This is a genomic window from Alteromonas sp. MmMcT2-2 (assembly GCF_022348305.1).
In the GTDB taxonomy this organism is placed as follows: Bacteria; Pseudomonadota; Gammaproteobacteria; order Enterobacterales; family Alteromonadaceae; genus Alteromonas; species Alteromonas macleodii.
In genome coordinates this window covers 18,657-39,125 of the sequence record NZ_JAKRFA010000024.1, presented here as the reverse complement: position 1 = coordinate 39,125, position 20,469 = coordinate 18,657, and the positions used below count along the sequence as shown (strand labels likewise).

General features: G+C 45.9%; 15 protein-coding genes. 4 read left to right on the top strand and 11 right to left on the bottom strand.

Features of this window, described 5'->3' with window-relative positions:
* Positions 1 to 182: 182 nt before the first annotated feature.
* Complete coding sequence (purL, locus tag MHM99_RS14085) at positions 183 to 4,070, bottom strand: phosphoribosylformylglycinamidine synthase (RefSeq protein WP_239219879.1); 3,888 nt, start codon at positions 4,068 to 4,070, stop codon at positions 183 to 185.
* A 176-nt stretch (positions 4,071 to 4,246) separates the two neighbouring features.
* On the opposite strand from purL, the gene mltF reads away from it, so the two are divergent.
* The gene (gene mltF, locus MHM99_RS14080; protein WP_239219878.1) at positions 4,247 to 5,650 is read left to right on the top strand and encodes a membrane-bound lytic murein transglycosylase MltF; all 1,404 of its coding nucleotides are present in this window, start codon (positions 4,247 to 4,249) and stop codon (positions 5,648 to 5,650) included.
* A 267-nt stretch (positions 5,651 to 5,917) separates the two neighbouring features.
* Entirely contained in the window at positions 5,918 to 6,073 is a 156-nt protein-coding gene (locus MHM99_RS14075; RefSeq protein ID WP_014997583.1) for a hypothetical protein, read from the top strand.
* A gap of 101 nt (positions 6,074 to 6,174) precedes the next feature.
* Here MHM99_RS14075 and tadA read toward each other — a convergent pair whose 3' ends face one another.
* Positions 6,175 to 6,798 carry a tRNA adenosine(34) deaminase TadA gene (tadA, locus tag MHM99_RS14070; protein ID WP_049585992.1) on the bottom strand — a complete coding sequence of 208 codons (624 nt, stop codon included), beginning with the start codon at positions 6,796 to 6,798 and terminating at the stop codon, positions 6,175 to 6,177.
* A 323-nt stretch (positions 6,799 to 7,121) separates the two neighbouring features.
* Between tadA and MHM99_RS14065 the strand changes: the two genes are divergently transcribed.
* Entirely contained in the window at positions 7,122 to 7,349 is a 228-nt protein-coding gene (locus MHM99_RS14065; RefSeq protein ID WP_156079099.1) for a hypothetical protein, read from the top strand.
* 75 nt (positions 7,350 to 7,424) lie between these two features.
* On the opposite strand, the gene MHM99_RS14060 is transcribed toward MHM99_RS14065, so the two are convergent.
* Positions 7,425 to 9,392, bottom strand: a complete 1,968-nt coding sequence (locus MHM99_RS14060) for a cation:proton antiporter (RefSeq protein ID WP_239219877.1) — start codon at positions 9,390 to 9,392, stop codon at positions 7,425 to 7,427.
* Between the two features lie 263 nt (positions 9,393 to 9,655).
* On the opposite strand from MHM99_RS14060, the gene MHM99_RS21390 reads away from it, so the two are divergent.
* A complete protein-coding gene (locus tag MHM99_RS21390; RefSeq protein WP_239219875.1) occupies positions 9,656 to 10,555 on the top strand; it encodes a GGDEF domain-containing protein in 900 nt (299 codons plus the stop codon).
* A gap of 125 nt (positions 10,556 to 10,680) precedes the next feature.
* Here the strand turns inward: MHM99_RS21390 and tilS are convergent, their stop codons facing one another.
* The 8 genes from tilS to MHM99_RS14015 form a co-directional block, all read right to left on the bottom strand.
* The gene (gene tilS / locus MHM99_RS21385; RefSeq protein ID WP_239219873.1) at positions 10,681 to 12,006 is read right to left on the bottom strand and encodes a tRNA lysidine(34) synthetase TilS; all 1,326 of its coding nucleotides are present in this window, start codon (positions 12,004 to 12,006) and stop codon (positions 10,681 to 10,683) included.
* Positions 12,007 to 12,288: 282 nt separating this feature from the next.
* On the bottom strand, positions 12,289 to 13,245 hold the full coding sequence (accA, locus tag MHM99_RS14045; RefSeq protein ID WP_014948567.1) for an acetyl-CoA carboxylase carboxyl transferase subunit alpha: 957 nt from the start codon (positions 13,243 to 13,245) through the stop codon (positions 12,289 to 12,291).
* A 68-nt stretch (positions 13,246 to 13,313) separates the two neighbouring features.
* Positions 13,314 to 16,778: a DNA polymerase III subunit alpha gene (dnaE, locus tag MHM99_RS14040; RefSeq protein WP_239219871.1), complete on the bottom strand. Its 3,465-nt coding sequence runs from the start codon at positions 16,776 to 16,778 to the stop codon at positions 13,314 to 13,316.
* A gap of 4 nt (positions 16,779 to 16,782) precedes the next feature.
* Positions 16,783 to 17,355: a ribonuclease HII gene (gene rnhB, locus MHM99_RS14035; protein ID WP_156077998.1), complete on the bottom strand. Its 573-nt coding sequence runs from the start codon at positions 17,353 to 17,355 to the stop codon at positions 16,783 to 16,785.
* A complete protein-coding gene (gene lpxB / locus MHM99_RS14030; protein WP_156077997.1) occupies positions 17,348 to 18,496 on the bottom strand; it encodes a lipid-A-disaccharide synthase in 1,149 nt (382 codons plus the stop codon). The genes rnhB and lpxB overlap by 8 nt, the downstream gene beginning before the upstream one ends.
* Positions 18,497 to 18,498: 2 nt before the next feature.
* Positions 18,499 to 19,269 (bottom strand): acyl-ACP--UDP-N-acetylglucosamine O-acyltransferase, encoded by a 771-nt coding sequence (gene lpxA / locus MHM99_RS14025; RefSeq protein WP_156077996.1) that lies wholly within the window; start codon positions 19,267 to 19,269, stop codon positions 18,499 to 18,501.
* Position 19,270: 1 nt separating this feature from the next.
* Positions 19,271 to 19,720, bottom strand: coding sequence for a 3-hydroxyacyl-ACP dehydratase FabZ (gene fabZ, locus MHM99_RS14020; protein ID WP_156077995.1), 450 nt, complete (start codon positions 19,718 to 19,720; stop codon positions 19,271 to 19,273).
* A gap of 193 nt (positions 19,721 to 19,913) precedes the next feature.
* The gene (locus MHM99_RS14015; RefSeq protein ID WP_014948561.1) at positions 19,914 to 20,429 is read right to left on the bottom strand and encodes an OmpH family outer membrane protein; all 516 of its coding nucleotides are present in this window, start codon (positions 20,427 to 20,429) and stop codon (positions 19,914 to 19,916) included.
* Positions 20,430 to 20,469 lie beyond the last annotated feature (40 nt).

Below are 20,469 nucleotides of genomic sequence, written 5' to 3'. Positions count from 1 at the left end.
TCGCATTCCTTGCTTACATTACAATAGATCAGTGACAAACTGATGACAAGGGCAAAAATCAAATTTTTGACACTTTGCCAAAGCTTTGACACCTATTTATGGTATCAACGTATATTAAACAGTATTTTTTCGAAAGATAAACAGGGGTTTCCCCCTGTTTTTATCGAACTAACCGTGCTTTGTTACCCAACAAATTTACGGGCATTTCTGAAGATACGCATCCACGCACCATCTTCTTGCCAATCGTCTGGACGCCACGAGTTTGCCACGGCTCTGAATACACGTTCAGGGTGCGGCATCATGATAGTGCTTCGCCCGTCCTGTGAAGTTAAGCCTGTGATCCCCTGCGGTGAACCATTCGGGTTTGCCGGATATTGCATGGTCGGCTTGCTGTAGTTGTCTACATAACGCATCGCCACCTGCGCGCCTACTTGTGACAGCGCGTTGTCATTGGCAAATTCAGCCTGACCTTCACCGTGCGACACAGCAATAGGCATACGCGAACCTGCCATGCCATCAAGCAGCACAGACTTAGACTTCATCACTTCGACCATTGCAACACGGGCTTCAAATCGCGCTGATTGGTTAGTAACAAAGTGTGGCCAGTGCTCAGTACCAGGAATCAGTGATTTCAGGTTAGATAGCATCTGACAACCGTTACATACACCTAAGCTGAACGTGTCGTTACGGTTGAAGAAGCTTTCAAACTGATCGCGAGCCAGGCTGTTAAACAATATAGATTTCGCCCAACCTTCACCTGCACCTAATACATCGCCGTAAGAGAAACCGCCACAAGCCGCAAGGCCCGCAAACTGTTCAAGGGTAATACGACCTGCCAACACGTCACTCATGTGCACATCGATAGCGTCGAAGCCTGCACGGGTAAATGCAGCCGCCATTTCTAGATGCGAGTTAACGCCCTGCTCTCTTAATATCGCCACTTTTGGCTTAACGCCTTTGGCAATATAGGGTGCTGCAACGTCTTCGTTTACATCATAAGACAACGCAGCATGCAAACCGGGGTCGGCAGCATCTTGCTTTGCCGCGTGTTCTTGTTCAGCACACTCAGGGTTATCACGCAGTTTCTGCATTTCAAACGTGGTTTGTGCCCACGTTGTACGCATTGATACGCGGCTATCTGCAAGTACAGCAACGCCACCGCGACTAAACTCAATCATGTCGGTGCTATTAAGCGTACCGATATCGTGAGTCAATTCAGTTAAACCGAATTCAGTCAGTGCTGCGTTAACGGCATCCATATCGCTTTCAAGCACTTGGATTACGCCACCGAGTTCTTCAGTGAACAATACGGCAATGTCGTTTCCAACTAGGCTATCAAGGTTAATGCTTACACCTGTTTTACCAGCAAAGGCCATTTCAGCAACGGTGGTAAACAGGCCACCGTCTGAACGGTCGTGATAAGCACACACCAAGCCTTTTTCAATTAACGTCTGCATTGCGTCAAAGAAGGCTTTAAGGCGAGTTGCAGAGACCACATCTGCTGGGCTATCACCAAGCTGAGTATAGACTTGTGCCAGGCAGCTAGCTCCCAAGCGATTTTTCCCTTCGCCCAAATCGAGTAGTAACAAGCGGCTTGCGCCTTTGTCTGTACGTAGCTGAGGCGTTAGGGTTTTGCGAATATCTTTTACTGCGCCAAAGGCTGATATAACGAGTGATAGCGGAGAAGTCACCGCTTTATCTTCACCGTTGTCATTCCATGCGGTTTTCATCGACATTGAGTCTTTACCCACAGGAATGGTTAAACCTAGTTCTGGGCACAGCTCCTCACCCACTGCTTTAACCGCTTCATAAAGACCCGCGTCTTCACCTGGGTGTCCAGCTGCTGCCATCCAGTTTGCAGACAGTTTAATGCGCTTAATATCGCCGATGTTTGCTGCGGCAATATTGGTTAACGCTTCACCCACAGCAAGACGTGCAGACGCGCCGTGCGATAGTAACGCAACAGGCGTACGCTCACCCATCGACATCGCTTCACCGTGGTAGGTGTCAAACGCTGTTGCAGTAACTGCAACATCTGCCACTGGCACCTGCCATGGGCCTACCATTTGATCGCGACTTACAAGGCCGGTAACCGAGCGGTCGCCAATGGTAATAAGGAAGGTTTTCTCTGCCACGGTAGGCAAAGACAAAATGCGATTTGCTGCATCACTTAGTGTAATATCTGCCTCATCTAGTGCTGGCGAGCTTACCTTGGTTGAACTTACGTTTCGGTGCATTTTAGGCGGCTTGCCTAAAAGTACATCTAGCGGCATATCAATAGGTTTATTGTCAAACTGACTGTCGTTTAGATTAAGATGCTGCTCGGCAGTGGCTTCACCAACCACAGCAAACGGCGCACGTTCGCGGGCACAAATTGCTTCGAACACTGGCATATTTTCCGGTGCGACTGATAAAACATAGCGCTCTTGGGATTCGTTACACCACAGCTCTAGTGGTGTCATACCTGGCTCATCTGACAATACTTTTCTAAGCTCAAAGTTACCGCCACGGCCACCGTCATTAACCAGCTCAGGCAGTGCATTTGAAAGACCACCTGCGCCCACATCGTGTATAAACTGAATAGGGTTGTTATCCCCTAGCTGCCAACATGCATCAATCACTTCCTGACAGCGGCGCTCCATTTCAGGGTTGTCTCGCTGTACTGAAGCAAAATCTAAGTCTTCGTTTGATTGGCCAGATGCCATTGATGAGGCGGCACCGCCGCCAAGACCAATGTTCATTGCAGGGCCGCCAAGCACAATAAGCTTAGCGCCTACCGTAATTTCACCTTTTTCAATATGCTCGCGACGAATATTACCTAAACCACCAGCTAACATAATAGGTTTGTGATAGCCGCGCACTTCAACACCGTTGAAGCTATTGATTTCTTGTTCAAAGGTACGGAAATAACCCAGTAGCGCAGGGCGACCAAATTCGTTGTTAAACGCTGCGCCACCTAGTGGGCCTTCAAGCATAATATCAAGGGCGCTTACAATACGCTGTGGCTTACCGTATTCGAATTCCCACGGCTGTTCAGCACCAGGAATACGCAAGTTAGATACGGTAAAACCAACCAAACCCGCTTTAGGTTTTGAACCACGACCAGTAGCACCTTCATCACGAATTTCACCACCAGAGCCTGTTGCCGCACCTGGGAAAGGTGAAATTGCCGTTGGGTGGTTATGGGTTTCTACCTTCATCAAAATATCAATATTTTCATGATGGTATTCGTATTGGTGTGACTGCGGGTTCGGGAAGAAGCGACCTGCTTGCCATCCTTCCATTACCGCTGCGTTATCTTTGTAAGCTGAATACACGTGATCAGGTAACAACTCGTAGGTGTTTTTGATCATTTTAAACAGCGACTTCTCTTGGTCCTCGCCATCAATGGTCCAGCTAGCGTTAAAAATTTTGTGGCGACAGTGTTCAGAGTTTGCTTGCGCAAACATATAAAGTTCAACGTCAGTCGGGTTTCTGCCTAGCTTAGTAAAGCTATCAAACAGGTAGTCAATCTCATCATCAGCTAAAGCAAGGCCTAACGACACATTTGCATTAACTAGCGCGTCTTTGCCTTCGCCTAATACATCTACACTGGTAAAAGTATTGGCTTCGGTATGTGAAAAGAGTACCGCAGCTTCATCAGTATTGGTGAACACTGATTCGGTCATTCTGTCGTGTAAGAAACTAGCGATAAGCGCAAAATCATCTTCACTCACAGCGTTTTCTGTCTCTATATAAAACGCACAACCACGTTCTATGCGGTTGATATTTTTTAGGCTGCAGTTGTGAGCGATGTCGGTGGCTTTAGAAGACCAGGGAGAGATGGTGCCGGGGCGAGGAGTAATGAGGAAGAAGGTTCCAGAAGGGGTTTGTGCTTGCCTCGCGGGGCCGTAAGTGAGCAGCTTCTCGAGTATCTCTATTTGCTGCTTAGACAAGTCACCTTGGGAATCGACTAGGTGAACATATTCGCTATATAGGTTTTTAACCCTAACGCCGGATTGACCCAGCTTTGCAATCAGTTTAGTTTGGTTAAACTCTGATAGTGCAGGAGCGCCTCGAAGGACCAACATATTGATTTACCTGGTTTGTTAGAAACAACGACCACCAATGCGACGCGTTGCCTCTTGGATTGATGAGTATTTCGGCGCGGATTATAGAGTAATTATGCGCAGTAAGTAACCTCATAACGCGCTTACATGAACTTTTTTTTAAACTTAGATGGTTTAATGACAACAAGTAAAGGTCTATGCAGTCACAAGACTATAAAAAACGATTAAAACTACAGTTAATAATCATATTATCTATTGCTGTTATGAGTTGTGGCGTTCCTTCCGTACCCACTGCCCTTTCTTCATTGTTGGAACGAGAGTCGATCCGCGTCGGAACTGTTTATGGTGCAGGAACATTTTATAACGGCGCAGAGGGGCCGCAGGGTTTTGAATATGAACTGCTGGCAGGATTTGCCGATTACCTTGGCGTGACGCTCGACCTTTACCCCTTCTACAGCTATGAAGTCATGTTAGAACAGTTAGAAGAAGGTAATCTGGACATTGTCGCGACAGGCGATGCGGTAACGCCTTCACTTAAAAGTCGTTTTGCTTACGGTCCAGCCTATCAACACGTTCAACAAGAGCTCGTCTTCCAAGCAGGGACATCGAGACCTAGAGACTTATTAGAACTTGATGCCCCTATTGTTACTGTGGCAGGTAGCAGCCAAGCTCACTTACTGTCTAATTTATTAGACGAGGTAACCGACCAAGCAAGTGATGGTGAAAGCCCAATAATAAAAACCCAACTTGTTACCACCGAAGATTCTGACTCCGAAGAACTGTTGCAACAAGTTGCCAATGGCGACATTGCTTATACGGTAGCAGACAGCAACCGTCTAGCCCTTCAGCGCAGGCGATATCCTAACTTAGCCGTGGCAAAAACCCTTAATGAAGATATGCCGATGGCGTGGGCACTCCCATTACATCAAGATGACTCAGTGAAAGCAGCGCTGATTGAATATTTTGGTACTGTACATCAGTCAGGCTGGTTTACGGTGTTAGAAGACAAGTACTTTGGCCATATTCGCCAGTTTGATTACGTCGACAGTCGTGCGTTTAATTATGCCGCCGAGACAGCACTTGCCCAATACAAACCCTTATTTCAACAGTATGCAGGTGAATTAGACTGGCGACTGCTTGCGGCCATGAGTTATCAAGAAAGTCACTGGGACAGTGACGCTATCTCAAGAACTGGCGTTCGCGGTCTAATGATGCTCACCATGGATACGGCAAGTGACTGGAACGTAGATGACAGAACCGATCCTGAACAAAGCATTCGCGGAGGCTCTCGTTATTTTGCCAGTTTGCTCAATCGCATACCTGCGCGAATTAGCGAGCCAGATAGAACCTGGATGGCTATGGCGTCGTATAATATCGGTATGGGCCATTTAGAAGACGCACGCATTCTTACCGAGCAACAAGGTGGCAATCCAGACCTTTGGGTAGATGTAAAGCGTCGCTTGCCACAGCTTAGGCAAAAGAAATATTACCGTACTACTCGCTATGGCTATGCAAGAGGCGATGAAGCGTTACAGTATGTAGAAAATATTCGTCGTTATTATGACAGCTTAGTATGGTTGGACGAACAAGGAAAAATTTGACGCAGTTCACCTTGCTTCTCTCTTGAAAACTGTCATTTCGATGTCATCTTTGTACTGTACCCTAAAAAGAAGTTAGTCAGACACTGACTTACTTTCTCAGTAATAATTATTTTCTCAACGATGACAAGCTCTAGAAGAGCTGCAGCTCTTAAATGACAACATCTCTCGAATAACGTGAGACTTGTTCAAATAAAGAGAGCTGCGCACGAAGGAAGAAAAGTGGTCACGAAAAACATAAAGTGGCCACAACGCGAGAAAGGAGAACAAATGAAAAAAAATCGATTTATGAAAAAAGGAATAAAATTGAAAAACAACAACAGACGCAGACTTATGCTCAAGCGTTGTCACCAAAAAGTACTTCAGCGCCGCAAGCTATTTGTTACCAGCGATATGTTCACTCAGTTAACCCGTACGCCTAGCTAAATAGCTATAAAGCTTTAGGGTTCACTGATTAAACCTGCAAACGATAAATCAATTAGGCGAATTACTCTACTAAGCACATCTTCAAGCGGTACCATAAAACACTAGTTTGAAGCATCCCCCTCTAGCAGTCTTTTCGCCTTTTTGGCAGCCTTTATTTCTTTCCTGCGCTTGCGAAAAAAATCTGACAATTTGTTAGCACATTCGTCAGCTAATACGCCAGATACAACCTCAAGTTGATGATTAAGCGCAGGATGTTGCAATAGGTTCATGACCGAGCCCGCAGCGCCTGTCTTCGCATCCTTTGCGCCAAACACCACCCGCTTTACCCGTGCATGTACCAGCATACCTGCGCACATAGAGCAGGGCTCTAATGTCACATACAACGTAGCATCAATAAGTCGGTAGTTTTGCACCGCAGCTGCTGCTTCTTTAACAGCGCGTAGCTCTGCATGCGCAGATGGGTCATTATCCGTTATCGGCGTATTGAAGCCTTCACCGATAAGCTCACCGTTTAATACTACGCAGGCGCCGACTGGCACCTCACCAATCGACTCAGCCTTATCGGCAAGCGTTAACGCATGCCTCATCCACATTATGTCTTCTTCTGTCGCGATGTCTTCCATTGCGATTTCAGTCAACGGCTCCTGCACAGCCTCTTTTTCTTGCGTTTGCTTGTTTGCAAGGTCGAAGTTTGGTGTTGGACGGTTGCTATTTTGGTCACTCATTCGTCAATTTTGCTACTTTAGTTGGTGAAATTCATTAACATTTATTTTGTATTAGCTTAGGTAAACATTCTAACTTCTTAGAAAGTAATGACTTTTGTCACTTGGCAACCTACTTGCAATCTCTCATTATAACACTGCTAGTGTGATGGACTTAACGGGTTACATTTTTTACTAAAAAGTATGTTAGATAACCGCTATAGTACCTGAAGCGAAGCAGTAATTTTACCGATGAGTATTTAACTAAATACGGGGTGAATTAGGCAACAGGCCAAATTTTCACCTACACTGTTTTAAAGCCATTTGTGAGGGATACCACCGTGAATATGACCGCGATTGCAATAGTAGCCATTTGTGCCTGGGCCTTAGTTTCCATTGTCGAAAGTGCAAAAGACAAAAGTAAGAAGAAACTTAGCAGCAAAGAAACCGATGCTTATAAAGCCGAAATTGCAGAGCTTAAGGAACGAGTTTCTGTGCTTGAGAAGATAGTGACAGACGAGCGCTACGACCTAAAAAAGCAATTTGCAGACTTAGAAAGCGACCGCGTAGCGTAAGCTTGAACTCACGTAATTCAACACATGTTCCATGGCAAGCGCGCTAGACTAAACAACGCTAAGTTTAACTGCGTGCTAGCTCCCTTCTAATAGTTTTCGCTCTGCTCGCTCCACACGCCGGGGTTTACCCGCAATCACTAGCACGTCATGGGCTTGCAAAATAGCGTCTTGGTCTGGGTCTTTAACTTCATTTCCATTCCGTCTTAGGCCCTTAATCGCTACTCGCATTCTCGAGAAATCGATATCTTTTATGGCTTTGCCAATACAGGAAGCGTGTTCGGACAACACCACAGCATGGATAAACTCTAACTTGTCTTCTGTGCCATAGGTGATCTCTGTTGTTTCTCCCGGGTAAAAGCCGTGCATATGATCGTAGCGACCTTTTCTCTCAGCTCGCACCCGCTTTAAAATACGAGACATTGGCACGCCGGCGTAATGCAGCACCTGCGATACCAACATCAAGCTCCCCTCTTGCAGCTCTGGCACGACTTGATTGGCACCCGCGCTGTATAGGCTTTCAAGCTGGTAGTCTCGTTTGGTACGCACCATAACATCTGTAGTGCTCGTAATGCTTCGGGTCTGCGTTATCACCTGCTTGGCCTTATCGACTTGATCAAACGTAACAAGCACAAGCTTGGCACCTTCTACATTGGCAGTAATCAATATATCTTTTTGACTCGCATCACCGAAGATGACGGGCTCTCCCGCGTTTCGACTCTCGTGTACTCTGACAGGATCCATATCTATGGCAACAAAATGAATGCCTTCCATTTTCAGCATACGTGCTACCGACTGTCCAACGCGGCCAAACCCACAAATAATGACGTGGTTGGTTAACGGCTCTGCATTACCAAAGCTCACATTGTCATCGAACGAGATATCCTTGTTAACAATACGCCTTGCTATAGTGACGCTGTTATTCATAAGCCACGGGGTTAACGCCATACTGATTACACCCATACACACAATCAGCGATGACTGCTCTGACGTTAACACGCCGTGTGTCGTAGCAAGCGCAGCAATTACAAAACTAAACTCGCCAATCTGACAAAGTTTAACCCCAGCAGACCAGCCATCTATTGCATCGGTTTTAACTAATAGAGATGCGCCTCTTACTAAAATGACTTTAACTATCATCAAAGCAAAAACGCCAAAAACAATCTCAAACAGGCTGTTCCACAGTACAGTGAGTTCTAACTGCATACCCACGGTAACAAAAAATAACCCCATTAAAATATCTCGAAACGGACGAATGTCGGCTTCAAGTTGATACTTGTATTGGCTTTCCCCCAACATCATACCCGCCAAGAAAGCGCCTAGCGCCATGGATAGCCCGAAGTAATAAGTTAGCCCTCCTGCCAATAGGGCAATCAATATAGTGGTCAGAACAAACAGCTCGTCAGTCCTTGTTCTTGCTACCTCTCTAAACACCCAAGGTAGTAACCACTTACCTACTGACATTAGAAACGCAATGACAAACACACCCTTAAGCAACGCCTCGCCTAAAGCTAGCGCAATACTTACTTCACCAGTCTGGGCTAAAAGAGGAATAGCAATTAGGAACGGAACCACCGCTAAGTCTTGAAAGAGTAAGATACTTACCGCTAATTGTGTACGCCTGTTATTAAGAATGCCCGTTTCGGTTGCTTGCTTAATTACAATAGCGGTTGAGCTTAACGCCAGCGTACCACCAATAATGATGGACGCACTCATTGGAATGCCGAGAAACAGAGGAACACAGGTAAACACTGCCGTGGTAAACACCATTTGCGCTAATCCTACACCGAATACTAAAGAGCGCATTGCCAACAATTTAGGTAACGAGAACTCAAGACCAAGTGAAAAGAGCAAAAACACTATGCCCACTTCAGCGAGCAGGTGCATTTCTTCTGGGTGGGCAAATACAGATAATAGTTGTGGACCCGCGAGTACGCCGGCAAACAGATAAGCAAGAATAGGAGGGAGATGAATGCGTTTAAATAATGCGACCGCGCATACCGATATGAACATCAATATCACGATATTTAAAAAGCTCGTCCCCACACAACCTCCTAAAGCTACATAAACTTCCATTTGTAAAACAAGCGCGATAAATCACGCGATTTTACGCTTTAAACTAAAGACTAGTGCCTGAAACACTTTGTTGGCATCTAGTTTGCAAAATCCCCTGTGTAAATGCAGATCCGGCAAGTTTTGCCGCTGTGATCGCCATAAATTCCGCGAAAATGCAGATGTGGCCACAGAAACGTCAGGGCTTTGACACTTGTTTCTTTGCATATCAACGCATTTTGTATAGGGGCACTACTGTGGATTTTTCAACGTCAGTCTACGATAGCACACAACATAACAATTTTTACCCTGCTGAGAGCACAGGTAAATCACTCTCTTTTAGTGAATTATCAGGCTTTATCACGCAGCTACTTTCTACTCTTGAACTACAAGAGCTAGGTGGCGTGTATTTTCAGCAGCTAAACACGTTGTTACCTATTGTCGGGTTTAGCTTGTCTGACTTTGACTCGCGTTGGGTGTACGGTAATGCAAAGATATCGTCAACACTCATTGATTTACCACTACAAGGTGCCAATGCCGTTAATGGCGATCAAGCTCATGTCTATTATTACATTAGTTCACCCTTGTCGTTATCGCAACGGGAGAGTCTATTCCAACTGCATGATTTATTTGGAAAACAAGTAAAGCACGCTCTTTCATTGATGCGTGTGCAACAGATGGCGACTAAAGATGTGTTAACTGGCTTAGGTAACCGAGCGGGCTTTGAGCAGTCAATGACAAGACAACTTGGCTGGGCGCAAAGACACGATGATCCTTTCGCACTTTTGGTGATCGACTTAGACAACTTTAAGTATGTGAATGATAATTTTGGTCATGGCGAAGGTGACAAAGTACTTGTCCATGTTGCATCACATTTATCTAATGTTCTGCGGGATGAAGACGAAGCATTTCGCTATGGCGGCGATGAGTTTTGTTGTTTGCTAGACTGTCAGTCGCAACAGCAACTAGCTTGTGCAGCCCAGCGTATTCAAATGAGTATCAATAGCTCTAGCTACTTATCTCGCTTAGGCGTATCAACCAGCCTTGGCGGCGCGATTCATCGCGACGGCGATACGATGAGTAGCCTATTTGACCGTGCTGACAACGCCCTGTATCGCGTGAAAAATTCTGGAAAAAATAGCTATCACGCAGCGTAACGTCGCGATTCAAATTTATCAGGATGGCGGCAAAGCAATGCCGCTTTTGCACATTATTGCCATGGATACCATAAGCAAGAGTATCTAGCCCTTTCAAAAAACGGCACTTTTAGTGCTACATAGATTCAGTCGAGACTAAAGGTTATTTCTATATCTGGCGCTTTGGGCTGCAGATAAACACAACGTCCTTCAACAATCAGTGCGACAGGCTCGTCGTTAATCAAGATTGCCGGCACGCCGTTTCGCTCCCATCTTGGCACGCGCCATACCTTAAACCATTCTTTCAGCAACTTAGATACGTTCGCATTTTCTGGCTTTACTTTAAGATTGCGAGCATTGGTTTGCAGAGAAACGGTATCTTCTTCTCGCACCTTTGGTACTGCAATTCGAATATGACCTCTAAGCCAAGGAAGCGCGATATTTTGGTTGGGCACTAATTTTAGGTTTTGCGGTACTTCATGTGTAGCGTTCACCACCCAATAAAGGTCTTGGTCAAACCGTATAACCCTGCCCCATTTAAAGTTCACTTCAGGGGTTGCATCATGCTTTGCTTTTAACATAGCAAGTACTTGGTCTGTCTGCGCTTTTGAGGGCGACAGCTCGCCTTGAGTTCGAAACCACGCGCGAATGACCATAGCCTGCCAAGGTAACGACAATCCAGCGAGTTGCTGTCCGTCGAGCCTGAGATCTGTGCGTTTACAATCTTCAAAATATTGTTGGGCAGAATCGCTGACTAGTGCGCTTTGTTCAGCACAAAGCTCGGCGCTGCGCCCCACGGTTTTGGTTAACTTAGGCCATCTGTCCAGCAAGTGAGGTATAATTTCGTTCCTTAAGAAGTTCCTATCAAAGCTATTTTGCTGATTAGATTCATCCTCAACCCACTGCAACATTTCCTCTTCGGCATAAGCCACAATCTCGGCTTTCTCTAGTGCTAGCATAGGGCGCATTATCAAGATGTCACCTCGGTACTGAACTTCTCCCATACCCGCTAAGCCCTGAGGACCAGCACCGCGTTTAAGCTGAAGCAATACGGTTTCAAGCTGATCTTCTGCATGTTGCCCTAATAACAGTACACCGCCTATTTGGTCACACACTTCTAACAATGCGTTGTATCGAACCTTACGCGCTTCTGCTTCCAGGCTTTTTCTCGACCCCGTGTCAACATCAACTCGATACAAATGAAATGCTACATCTTCAAGACGACACTGTAATTCGCAGTGCTTTGCCCACTGTTCGGCATTATCACTTAAACCGTGATGTACATGTACAGCATGAATTGGGCTATCAAACTGTTCCCTATACGCAATAACGGCTTGGAGCAGAACGGTCGAATCCACACCACCGCTGTAAGCAACGACGAGTGGCGTTTGAAGTGGTAGCTCTACATCAGTGAGAGATGTCGCTATGCGGTTGACGATATGTTCGATTGTTGGGGATTGTAGAGGGGTCACAGACCGGTAATACCTTATTCTTTCAACGCTATATTTTACTGAGGTTTAACTTTGTATTTGGCTAAGCACTGGCTTTCTAATAACACACTTTCTAATAAGACAAGGGGGTTGGTTACCTTTGGTAAACACCCCCCTTGTTCGTATACGACATTACATGACCGACATGAATTAAGCCGCCGCTCGCTAGTTTTTATAGCAAGCGTTTAAACTGATAGAACGCAGCTGTACATAACGGCTAAATGCACCTTTCATGCTAGTTTTCTCAATGAACTTATAATGAGCTTAGCAATAACCGAACGACATCAAACGCTGGTAACGCTCTTCCATCAATTTAGTCTTATCTAGCTCTTTAAGCTGGTTAAGCTGCTGCTTAATGACCGCCTTCAAATTAGCCGCCATGCCATTATGATCGCGATGCGCACCACCTAATGGCTCTTCAACAATACTGTTAATCAGGCCTAGCTCTTTAATTTGTGGCGCACTTACGCCCATCGCTTCAGCAGCGAGTGGGGCTTTTTCTGCGCTTTTCCACAGAATAGACGCACAACCTTCTGGTGAAATCACCGAGTACGTAGAATATTGAAGCATATTAACACGATCGCCAACACCAATTGCTAGCGCGCCACCTGAACCACCTTCACCGATTACGGTACACACGATTGGAACAGTAAGCTCAGCCATTTCGAATAAATTTTTCGCGATTGCTTCACTTTGGCCGCGCTCTTCAGCTCCAACACCTGGATACGCTCCCGGCGTATCGATAAAAGTGATGATAGGCATGTTAAAGCGCTCAGCCATCTTCATAAGACGCAGGGCTTTACGGTAACCTTCTGGTTTAGGCATACCGAAGTTACGCTTAATTTTTTCGTTGGTGTCACGCCCTTTCTGATGACCAATAATCATCACCGGCTGATCATCTAGCATTGCTGGGCCACCAACAATCGCTTTATCGTCAGCAAATGCGCGATCACCAGCAAGCTCGTCGAATTCTGTAAAAATACGAGGAATGTAATCTAACGTGTATGGACGCATTGGGTGACGTGCAAGTTGAGATACTTGCCATGCGCCAAGATCAGAAAAGATCTTTTTGGTCAGCTCTGCGCTTTTACCGCGAAGCTTATTGATTTCTTCTTCAATACCAACGTCAAACTCGCCACCTTGATTCACCAACCTAAGCTCTTCAATTTTTGCTTCTAGTTCGGCTATTGGCTGTTCAAAGTCCAAAAACTGTATACTCATTTCATGTCCTATTCGTACTACGCTCGTCTATGCAAACGCGAGATGTCCAATCTATCGAACTCTTACCCTTAATGGTAGAGAATTGAAACGGCTTTGTCTCCCAAACATTGTTTGAGATCGTGCAAAAGTTGGTCTTCAGGGGTAACGTACCATCTTGCACCACACGCTAAGATTACTTCAGCGTCTGGATGGGTTACCGCTAACTGAACAGGACAACTTCCGCCGTTAAATGCCTGCAGGATAGATTGCATCTGACTCATTTTCTTCGGTTCAAGCAGCTGGGTATCAATATTAAGTGCCAGCGCTCTCGCGTTTTTCTCTCGTGCCTGAACAATGTCCATTACATCACGGGCGGTGATTGTATTGCCCCCAGAGAAATCATCAAAGCTGACCTGTCCCTTTATAAGCAATATTCTGTCAGTTTCTAACACACTTTCGAACTGTTCGTACATATCGGGGAAGAAGCGTACGTCTATTCTGGCACTCTTATCATCCAGTGTCACTATGGCCCAGCGACGACCCCGCTTGTTCGTCATAACACGCACGCCAAGCACCAGTCCTACTGCACTGGCCATTTGGTCTTTATTGGTTGGTTTTAAATCAACTAATCGACCGTCGGTGTAGTAACGCAGTTCTTCCGCGTACTGATTGATGGGGTGGCCGGTTAAGTACAAGCCTAGGGTGTCTTTTTCACCTTCTAGCCATACTTTTTCAGGCCACTCAGGGACATCGGCAAACGCTTGCTTCACGTCTTCTGGCTCGGTAGTCAGTAGGCCAAACATGTCTGACTGACCAAAAGACTCGGCTTTTGCATGCTGTCCAGCGGCGGCAAGGGCTTCGGGTAAGCTCGCCATAAGGCTGGCGCGATGCGGACCTAAGTTGTCCATTGCCCCCGCTAATACTAGCTTTTCTAGCACTCGCTTGTTTACCCGTTTAATGTCTATCTTGGCGCAGAAATCAAATAGATCCTTAAATGCCCCTTGGGTCTCCCGCGCTTCAATAATCGCTTCAATTGGGCCTTCACCTACCCCTTTAATCGCACCGATACCGTAAACAATGCGACCTTCGCTATCGACGGTAAATTTGTATTTACCTGCATTTAAATCTGGCGGCAGTATTTCGATGCCCATGCGCTCACATTCATCGACAAGCGTCACGATTTTATCGGTGTTATCCATATCTGCCGACATTACCGCAGCCATGAATTCCGCAGGATAATGCACTTTCAGCCACAGGGTTTGGTAAGACACCAAGGCATAAGCGGCAGAGTGAGATTTGTTAAAACCGTAACCCGCGAACTTTTCTACCAAGTCGAAGATTTTCATCGCAAGGTCCGGGTCAATATTATTGCCCTTCGCACCTTCGGCGAACGTGCCGCGCTGCTTCGCCATTTCTTCAGGCTTTTTCTTACCCATAGCACGACGAAGCAAGTCAGCGCCGCCCAGTGAGTAGCCCGCCATTTCCTGGGCTATCTGCATTACCTGTTCCTGATACAAGATAATGCCATAGGTAGGCTCTAGAATTTCTTTCAAGCACTCGTGCTGATATTCAGCATCGGGGTAGGAAATTTCTTCACGTCCGTGCTTACGATCAATAAAGTTATCCACCATGCCTGATTGCAACGGGCCCGGACGGAACAGGGCCACCAGTGCGATAATATCTTCGAAGCAGTCAGGTTTAAGGCGCTTAATTAGCTCTTTCATACCACGAGATTCCAGCTGGAATACCGCAGTTGTCTCAGCGTTTTGAAGGGTTCTGAAACTCTTAGGATCTTCAAGCGGAATAGCGCTGATATCTACATCAACGTTCTTCCCTTCTTTGATCATATCTATTGCCCACTGAATAATAGTCAGCGTACGAAGACCTAAGAAGTCGAATTTTACTAAGCCCGCCGTTTCAACGTCGTTTTTGTCGAACTGGGTTACGGGGTTTTTACCTTCGTCATCACAATACAAAGGCGAGAAATCAGTGATTGTGGTTGGCGCAATAACAACACCACCAGCGTGCTTACCGGCATTTCGGGTAACCCCTTCAAGTATTCGCGCCATATCGATAAGGTCTTTCACTTCCTCATCGCTTTCATACACTTCTGGTAGCTGTGGTTCTGCTTTAAACGCCTTTTCAAGCGTCATGCCAGGATCGGGTGGAATAAGCTTTGAAATTCTGTCTACAAAGCCGTAAGGGTGACCAAGCACGCGGCCCACGTCGCGCACTACCGCTTTTGCCGCCATAGTACCGAATGTAATGATCTGCGATACCGCCTGACGCCCGTAAAGCTCAGCAACGTGGTCGATTACCTCGTCTCGTCTATCCATACAGAAGTCGACGTCGAAGTCGGGCATGGATACACGCTCTGGGTTCAAGAAACGTTCGAATAGCAAGTCGAATTCAAGCGGGTCTAGGTCGGTAATTTTTAAGGCATACGCCACCAATGAGCCCGCACCAGAACCCCGCCCTGGCCCTACAGGAATTCCGTTATCCTTACTCCACTGAATGAACTCCATTACAATAAGGAAGTAGCCTGGGAAACCCATTTGGTTGATAACTTCAAGCTCAACGCGAAGTCGGTCATCGTACTCTGGGCGTTTGGCTTTGCGCACTTCTTCATCGGGGAATAAAAATTCTAGACGTTCTTCCAACCCTTCTTCAGACACTTTAACCAAGAAGTCTTCGGTGGTCATGCCGCCAGTTGGAAACTGTGGCAAGAAATATTCGTTTAACCGTACGGTAACGTTACAGCGCTTGGCAATTTCAACCGTATTTTCTATGGCTTCAGGAATATCGCTAAATAACTCAGCCATTTCTTCAGCAGTGCGCAGATATTGCTGGTCGCTGTAGCGTTTAGGGCGGCGGTTATCATCAAGCGTGTAGCCATCGTGAATACATACACGAATTTCGTGAGCATCAAAACCTTCACGATCAATAAAGCACACTTCATTGGTGGCTACCACGGGTAAATCACGCTGCTCAGCAAGCTCAACGGCAAGGTGCAAGTAGTCTTCCTCACCTTGTCTACCGGTTCTAATAAGCTCTAAATAAAAGCGGTCGGGAAAATGAGTTTTATAAAACTCGAGGGCACTGTCGAGAATTTTGGCGTTGTTTTTCATTAAACCCACACCAACATCACCATGCTGTGCACCCGATAATATAATCACACCTTCACTGTGCTCTGCCAACCATTCTTGATCAATGACCGCTCGGTGTGAGAGATGCCCGCGAAGATAGGCCTTGGAGATAAGAATAGTAATGTTCTTATATCCCTCATTGTTCATTGCAATAAGGGTTAGTCTGAAAGGTTCATCGCCAAAGACTTCATTAGTAACCCAAAAATCAGTGCCGATGATGGGCTTAATACCTAAGTTATGTGCCTCGGAATAAAACTTTACCAAGCCACACATATTCATTTGGTCGGTGATCGCCACGGCAGGCATGCCAAGCGCGGCCACTTTACCTAGAATAGGTTTAACCTTATTCAGGCCGTCCATCATCGAAAAGTCGCTGTGAACACGTAAATGAATAAATGGCGATGACATGATGTTATTTCTCTTCGAGTAGCGCTTTTACAGGTTTAAAACTTTTTCGATAGCAATCCAAGATGCCATATTCAGCGATGGCTTCAAAGTGTGCTTTTGTGGGGTAACCTTTGTGCCCGGCAAAGTTATATTGCGGATAGGCCTGGTGAAGCGAAAGCATATCGTTATCTCGCTCTACTTTGGCAATAATGGAAGCCGCTGAAATTTCTGCGTGCAGGCTATCGCCTTTCACTACCGCTTCAGACTCATAGTTCCACGCCGGAACCCGGTTGCCGTCTACACGCACAAAGTCAGGTTTTACAGGTAAACCTTCGACGGCGCGGATCATGGCGAGCATGGTAGCGTGCAGTATATTAAGTTTGTCTATTTCTTCTGGGCTCGCTCTACCGATATTCCAGTAGAGTGCTTTTTCACGAATTTCTTGGGCAAGCGCTACGCGCTTTTTTTCACTCAGTTTTTTAGAGTCGGTTAGCCCTTCAATGGGGTTTTCAGGGTCAAGAATGACCGCGGCGGTGACCACATCACCAACTAACGGGCCACGACCTACTTCATCAACGCCGGCAATTAACTTATGCAAACAATTCCTCCACGACAGCTTTTGCTGCTGTTTTATCAGCGTTGCATTTTAGCGTATGGTGGAGGTCGGTGAAACGGGAAATAAGGGCTGAATTATCACTTTCGAAGAAGTTGAGTAGCTGATTGCTCATATTCTCTGCATTTACTTCTTCTTGTAGTAATTCAGGAATAATAGCTTCATTAGCCAATAGATTTGGCAACGTGAAGAAAGGCGCTTTATACAAGCGCTGCATAATTTTATATGTAAGCGGTGCGAGTAAATAAGCGGCCACCATGGGGCGCTTACATAACATGGCCTCTAAGGTAGCCGTGCCTGAAGCAAGCAAGATAACATCGCTAGCTATCATCGCATCTCGCGATGTGCCTTGCGTTACCTGAATGGGTAAACGTTCCTCTGCCTTATTGGCTTCCAGCAAGAGTGCCTTTATTTGCGTAAGACGATGTTCGTTAGCAGCAGGGATAAGAAATTGAATGTCGCTGCGTTTAGCATGAATAGCTTCTATGGTCTCCAGAAATACTGGAAGTAGCGTTTCTACTTCGCCTCTGCGTGAGCCTGGAAGTACAGCCAATACGGAAGCATTACCATCTACACCTAATTCTTGGCGCGCCGCATTTTGGTCGGGCTCAATTGCTATAGCGTCAGCCATTGTGTGTCCCACAAAGGTATAGGGAACGTGGTATTTATCGTAAACCTGCTGCTCGAAAGGAAATAAACCCAACACACGATTAGTCGCTTTCGCTATTTTATGGATGCGCTTTTCACGCCACGCCCACACAGTAGGACTCACATAGTGCATGGTTTTGATACCGCGTGCTTTAAGCGCTTTTTCTACTCTTAGATTAAAATCAGGCGCATCAATACCCACAAAAATATCTGGCGGATTTTGCTCGAAGTGAGCAAGAAGCTGCTTTTTAACTTTCAAGATGGCAGGTAGATGGGAGAGAACTTCAACAAGTCCCATAACCGACAAGGTTTCCATATCGAAAAGACTATGAAAACCCGCGTTTATCATATTTGGACCGCCAATACCTTCGATAACAGCATCAGGGTATTGGCGTTTTAACTCTGCAACCATTCCGGCGGCAAGCACGTCACCAGAGGGCTCTCCGGCAACCATGCCGATACGGATAGGCGTAGACATAATTAGCGAATAATGCCTCGCTCAGAGTCTTGTAAGAACTTCACCATAAGGGCCACACCAGGGAACTCCTGTGCGGGATCGGCAAGTTTTTCAATGGCTTCGTCTACGGTATTGCCTTCACGGTATATTGCTTTGTAAGCGCGTTTAATGGCCATAACTTCTTCTTTGCTGAAGCCACGACGCTTAAGTCCTTCAGAATTAATACCCTGAGGAATATTTTTCTGGCCGCTGACCATAACAAAGGGAGGCACGTCGCGCAGAATAATGCCGCCAGCCCCCAAGAACGAATGGGCTCCAATCTTACAGAACTGGTGAATACCTGCGGCACCGCCAACAATGACGTGGTCGTCCATGTGAACATGGCCTGCAATCGCAACACTGTTTGCAATAATAATGTCGTTGCCAAGGACACAATCATGGGCAACATGAGAGTTGGCCATAAATAAACAGCGAGAACCAATTATAGTAATGCTGTTGTCTTGAATAGTGCCTCGGTGAACGGTTACCCCTTCCCTAAACTCATTATCGTCACCGATGACAAGTTCAGTAGGCTCGCCCGCATACTTCTTATCTTGGCAGTCTTCACCAATTGAAGAAAACTGATAAAATTTATTGTTTTTACCGATACGCGTTGGGCCGCGTACCACCACATGTGATTTCAGAATACAGCCATCGCCTATGGTGACATTGTCGTCTACCACACAAAATGGACCAATGGTGACATTTTCACCAATCGTTGCACTTTCTGAAATTACCGCAGTTGGATGGATCACGTTAAGCTATCTCTCTCATCGCACACATAAACTCTGCAACACAAGCGATATCGCCATCAACGCTTGCAGTGCCTTTAAATTTCCAAATCCCTCTGCGCTCTTTAACTAGAGCAACATCAAACTCAAGCCTGTCACCTGGAACAACAGGACGCTTAAAGCGTGCGTTATCAATCCCTGCATACAAGTATAACTTATCATTGCTACCCATTGTCTTAAATCCTAAAACACCGGCAGCTTGTGCCATAGCTTCAAGAATTAATACACCTGGGAAAATTGGCTGTTCAGGGAAGTGCCCCATGAAACACGGCTCATTGATAGTGATATTCTTATAAGCCTTTACAGACTCACCCAGAACATAGTCTGTTACACGATCAACAAGTAGGAATGGATACCGATGAGGTAACAGTTCCAATATTTCCTGAATTTCGATGGTATTAAGTGAATTGGCCAAAAACTTTCTCCTGTATACAAGCATGACCTACAACTATTTTATACCAATACAGATGATTGATTGGCATTCTGGTCAAACTCGCCGTAAAAACTAAAAACGGCGGCAACCATACGCTGTTAAGCGCAAAAAACAAATCAGACCAACACCTTTGGGGAGTTGGTCTGATAAATTTTACAACTGACTAGTGCAGTTATTAGTTAGTTTTGCTTACTTGCTGAAGAACTTGCTCAGATAAGTCGTGCTCTTCTTTTGCAAACGCAACCGCACCAGCGTTAAGCACTAGGTCATAACCTTGCTTTGCTGCAACAGAGTCAATAGCTTGCTTGATTAGTCCAAGAAGCTTGTTGCGCTCTTCGTTGCTGCGACGTTGAATGTTTTGCTGCAAAGGTTGACCTTTCTTAGCTAGCTCTTCACGTACTGACAAGATTTTTTGTTCTAGTTCTTTCTTCTCTGCATCGCTCATTGTCGCTGCGTCGCGCTGAAGACGTTCTGCGTAGAACTGACCATCACGCTGCAGTTGATTCACTTCTTCAAGCTGATCTTTAAATTCAGCCTGAATAGCGTTTTGAATTTCAGCCGCTTGAGGCATCGCTTGGAAAATACCTTGCACATCGACAACTGCAACTTTCTGCTCAGCCATTACAGATGTACTAACTAAAGCGCTACCCAACATTGCTCCTGCAACGATATGTTTAACCAACTGTTTCAAAGGGAACTCCTTTTGTGAATCTTATTATAGAGCGCGCCTA